This is a genomic window from uncultured Methanobrevibacter sp., assembly GCF_900314695.1.
Lineage (GTDB): Archaea > Methanobacteriota > Methanobacteria > Methanobacteriales > Methanobacteriaceae > Methanocatella.
The window spans coordinates 1-4,884 of sequence record NZ_OMWD01000050.1 but is presented as its reverse complement, the minus strand read 5'-3'; the positions used below and the strand labels follow the sequence as shown (position 1 = coordinate 4,884).

Genomic DNA, 4,884 nt, shown 5'->3' with positions numbered 1-4,884 from the left:
CAGATAAAGGAATTTTAAAAAGATTCAATCTAAAACTAAAGTATTGGGATGAGGACAATGCGATTTACTAAAAATCACTTAAGTTATTGAAAGTGCCTAATTTTAAAAAATATTTTTACATGCTGACTTTTAAACAAAAATATAATTTTATATTTGCTTTCCCCGTGATTAAATTTTTGGATTGGATTTTTATTAAGAAATCCTTAAAAAAATCAAATAATCAAGGAAGATCTCAAAAATGATATAATCTTGACGCAATCATATCATTAGGATACAAAATAAAATGATACGGTACAACGCAAATTGTATGGAAAAGACTTCATTCAAATAGACCCATTTTTCTCCATCAAAAAAATGTCACACCTGCAGACGCCAACAAGAAATCATGCCACCAGACCTGCGAGAATAGACCATGACAATACTTTCAAAATTTAATTAGATTTACACTTTTGAGAGTTTGATTTAAATGAATTACCTGCACAAAACAAAACAGTTAAATAGGGTAAATTGTAAAATATTATTGTTATTTTTATGAATTTTCAATGGGGCCCGTAGCTCAGTCTGGCAGAGCACTTGGCTCTTAACCTTGTTGTCGCGGGTTCAATTCCCGTCGGGCCCATTTCATTACTTTTTTATTATGCTTTATAACAGCAAAAAAAATGATTTAATATTTAATTCTAATAGAATTAAAATATATATTTCATTATCGAATATAAAGGAATTTTCAAATTAGTTTTTGTTGTGTGTCAATGCAGCTAGGTTCATTAACTTCCATTACAAGATCACCATCATTAACATCACCAATCAGCAACGGCGAATCAGGATTATGCAACTTCTGGTTCCTTTTAACCGCTTCATGTTGGCGTTGGCGTAACACACTTCAAATTATCTACTACATTTAGTTAAATTGTTTCCTAATTTACGAACAAATATTGCTTATCAAATGCTCTAACAAAATTGGATATAATAATCAATAAATGAAATATAATATAGTCACTGTCAATAATCCACAATGTCCTTTTTATTTTTTATAAACAGTATTGTTATTATTAACAAGACCACAGTTATTATTATCATCATTAATGAAGTCATACTAAATGAATTAACGGAAAACTGATTATGAGTAATTTTTCCATTTGCCAATATCTGCATTATCACAACTGTAACTGATGATCCTATAGCTCCTACGACCTGCCTTGTGGTGTTGTTGACTGCAGTTGCATCCTCAACATCACCTGCAACAACACTCATTGCCCATGTAATGGCAGGTGATAAACCAAGCCCACAGCCGATTCCCCTGATTAACTGAGTAGCCAACAGATATTCAAATGTGGAATTCATATTATAAGTCATCATGCAAGCAAATCCGATAATATTCACAATTGATGAGGCTATTAAAACTGGTTTTATTCCAATCTTATCGGCCATTATAGGGCTTATGAAATTGAACACAATCATGATTATTGCTGCAGGGAACAATATGAGTCCAGATTCCGTTGGAGAGTAATATGCAACATTTTGTACAAACAACGGTACCATTACATTGATTCCGCACATCATAAAGTATAGTAATGCTGCAAAAACAGTCCCATATACAAAATACTTATTTTTCAGTACTATTAAGTTAACAAGAGGATTTTCAATTTTGTTTTGACGTTTAACAAATATTATTAATGTCAATATTCCAATGATTATTGGTAAAATCACATGAATAAAGCTGAATCCAAACTCTGCAATATTTGAAAATCCTATCATCAACCCTACACAGAATATTATGGACAATATCAATGATGAGAAATCCAAAGGATAATTTTGGGTTTCAAGTTCAAAGTTTGCAAGGAGTATTGATAAAACTAGAATTACTACAGTTATTATCGCTAAAAATTCAAAAATAACTCTCCAATTAAATAAGTCAATTATAATTCCTCCGATTGTAGGTCCCATTGCAGGCACAATTCCAACAAGAAATCCCATTAATCCCATGAAAAATCCCCATTTTTCCTCAGGCATTATTTTAAAGATTAATATTTGACCTATTGGCATTAAAATACCAGTTCCCATAGCTTCCAGGATTCTTCCAACAATTAACATTTCAAAGTTTGTTGATAAAAAACAAATCAGTGATCCAATGATAAATAAAATGAGTGATGTTATCAATATTGTTTTAATTTTAAATCTTTTTGTAATATATGCAGTTGGAGGAATCATTACTCCAAGCACCAATAGAAATACTGAGTATGTCCATTGCGCAGTTGCTGAAGATATTGCAAAATCATCCATATAATAAGGCAAACTTGTTGTTACAATACTTTGTGAGATTAATGTAACTGCAGAAGCCATAATAAGTATAATCAAGGTTATTAATCCACTTTTATTTTCAAATTCCATGATAATTGTTCCATAATTTGTTGTCAATTAATAATTTATACAATTTATATTAAATATTTTACAATTAGCCTGTTATTGAACAACAGTGAGAAAAAAAGATACTTTTATAACTATTCCCAACTGCACAAATGCTAAAGAACAAAAATATAACAGTCCAAATGCATTAATTTAAAATAATCTTTGTTGTGAATCAACATAGCTGGGTTCATTACCCTCTTTTACAACATCACTCTCATCAATCTCACCGATCAGCAAGGGCAAATCAGGATTATGCAACTTCTGGTTCCGTTTAACCAGCTTCATGTTGCTGTTGGCATAACACTCTTTAAATTATCTACTACTTTTAGTGAAATTTGTTCTACATCATACGAACAAAAAATGATTAAAAAGTAAATGAATTATCTACTACTTTTTAGACAGCTTAGTTTCATAATAGAAAGTCCCAAATAACCATTTTCTTAAATTTCATCACCTAATAAAAAGTCAATTATGTTCATATGTTTTATTCCATCTCTAGACATGTTAAATTCATCCATACTAAATACATATGCATCATATTTATCAGGAATGTTTAATAATGGTGTAAATTCCCGTTCTATTGTTTCATCAGAAGCTAAAAGATAAGCAACCTGAATATAAATTTTATTATTCTTATTTTTAGCTATGAAATCTACTTCCTTATTTTTAACCCAACCCACTTTAACTGAATATCCACGTCTTAAAAGTTCAATATACACAATGTTTTCAATTATTCTAGGTAACCATTTATTATTTTCATCAACCAACACCTGATGAAATCCATGATCCGTTAAATAGTATTTTTCATCTGTAGATAAGAGTTTTTTTCCAATTATGTCTTCACGTAGCACTCTATGGCAAAATAGTGATTCAACAATGAAGTTTGTATAATTATTGATAGTTTCTCTTGAAGTTCTTTTACTTTCAGATTTTAAAAAATTTGCAATACTTTTTTTAGAGAATGTTTGCCCTATGGAATTCATAATATAATAAACGAATCTTTTAAATGTGTCAATTCTTCTGATTTCATGTCTTGAAAGTATATCACTAATAATGATAGAATCATAGATGTCAAGAAGTGCATTGATTTTACCATCTTCATCTTTTAAAGAAAGCAATGACGGCATTCCACCATATTCTATGTATTGCATGAAATATTCATATATCTTAGTTTTATCCATTTTAATATTGTTAATTTCATTATGATACTTTAAAATTTCTTTAAATGAAAAAGGATAAATGTTTATATGAACATATCTTCCTGCGACCAATGTTGAAAGTTCAGATGAGAACAATTTTGAATTAGATCCAGTAACATAAATATCACAATCAAAAGAAACCCTATATGAATTAATTGACTCTTCCCATTCATCAACCAATTGAATTTCATCAAACAATAAATAGACCTTACCCTCAATATCTTTAACCTTATCTAAAACAACTTCATCCAATTCTTTTGATGTCTTAATATGTCTATATTTCACATTTTCTAATGATATGTAAATTATATTCTCATCAGCAATACCTAAACCCTTAAGTTCCTCGATAATACTTTTTAAAAATGTTGTTTTTCCACATCTACGCAACCCAATAATAATTTTAATAAAATCCGTGTCCAAATAGTTATAAAAAACATTAAGATAATCTTCTCTTTTAATCATGCAATCACATCTTAATAATATATTAGATTATAATCATATATAAATTTGTCAGTTATAACTTACAAAATTACAAAAATAAAAATAAAACAAAAGTATAACTTACAAAATTACAAAAATAAAAATAAAACAAAAGTATAACTTACAAAATTACAAAAATAAAAATAAAACAAAAGTATAACTTACAACATTATAATATAAAACAAGAAATACGTGATTTCACAGAACTTCAAAAAATCTCTTTTTAGCAACAATTGAACCACCCCACCCTAAAAGAGGGTGGGGATTCCTGAATTTTTTTCACTCAATATGGTTAATTTAAGTATTTTTTCAGGCTATCCCCGTTGAACCAGCGGTTTAGAATATTAATTGCTGCGTTTGTGTCCCTATCAAGTGTTTTTCCGCATTTTTGACATTTCCAGTTGCGTGTTTTGACTTTTAACTCTTTGTTTATGTGTCGTATTTTTTCGCATTTTTGACATTTCCAGTTGCGTGTTTTGACTTTTAACTCTTTGTTTATGTGTCCGCAGTGGTGGCATGTTCTGCTTGTGTTGTGTGCTTTTACGAATTGTACTCCATCTGCTTCGCTTTTGTAGAGTTGGAATTTGTCTTTTAGTCTTTTTATGAATCGCGATAAAGGAAATATCATGTTTTGCTCTCCTCCGATTAAAATCTTGATAGTAGAGTAGTTTTCTTCAAAGACTATTGTATCATATTTTTTAACTAGGTTGTAGGTTAGTTTTTCAATGTAGTCATTTAATTGGTTTGTTCTTTTGTTGTACCATTTTTGTAGTCTTTTTTGTAGTTTTTTCCATCGTCT

Annotated in this window: 4 protein-coding genes and 1 tRNA gene; 1 reads left to right on the top strand and 4 read right to left on the bottom strand. The window is 29.4% G+C overall.

All coding sequences use genetic code 11. From position 1 onward, the window contains the following. Window positions 1–545 precede the first annotated feature (545 nt). Window positions 546–619, top strand: a tRNA-Lys gene (locus tag QZN45_RS10830). 105 nt (window positions 620–724) lie between these two features. Here the strand turns inward: QZN45_RS10830 and QZN45_RS10825 are convergent. From QZN45_RS10825 to QZN45_RS10810, 4 genes are all read right to left on the bottom strand, one after another. After that, entirely contained in the window at window positions 725–877 is a 153-nt protein-coding gene (locus QZN45_RS10825; RefSeq protein ID WP_296812907.1) for a hypothetical protein, read from the bottom strand. 122 nt (window positions 878–999) lie between these two features. Continuing rightward, the gene (locus QZN45_RS10820) at window positions 1,000–2,388 is read right to left on the bottom strand and encodes a DHA2 family efflux MFS transporter permease subunit (protein WP_296812905.1); all 1,389 of its coding nucleotides are present in this window, start codon (window positions 2,386–2,388) and stop codon (window positions 1,000–1,002) included. A 458-nt stretch (window positions 2,389–2,846) separates the two neighbouring features. After that, window positions 2,847–4,067 carry an ATP-binding protein gene (locus QZN45_RS10815; protein ID WP_296812903.1) on the bottom strand — a complete coding sequence of 407 codons (1,221 nt, stop codon included), beginning with the start codon at window positions 4,065–4,067 and terminating at the stop codon, window positions 2,847–2,849. A 310-nt stretch (window positions 4,068–4,377) separates the two neighbouring features. Continuing rightward, window positions 4,378–4,884, bottom strand: a 507-nt coding sequence (locus tag QZN45_RS10810; protein WP_296812901.1) for a zinc ribbon domain-containing protein, incomplete at its 5' end; no start/stop codon positions are given.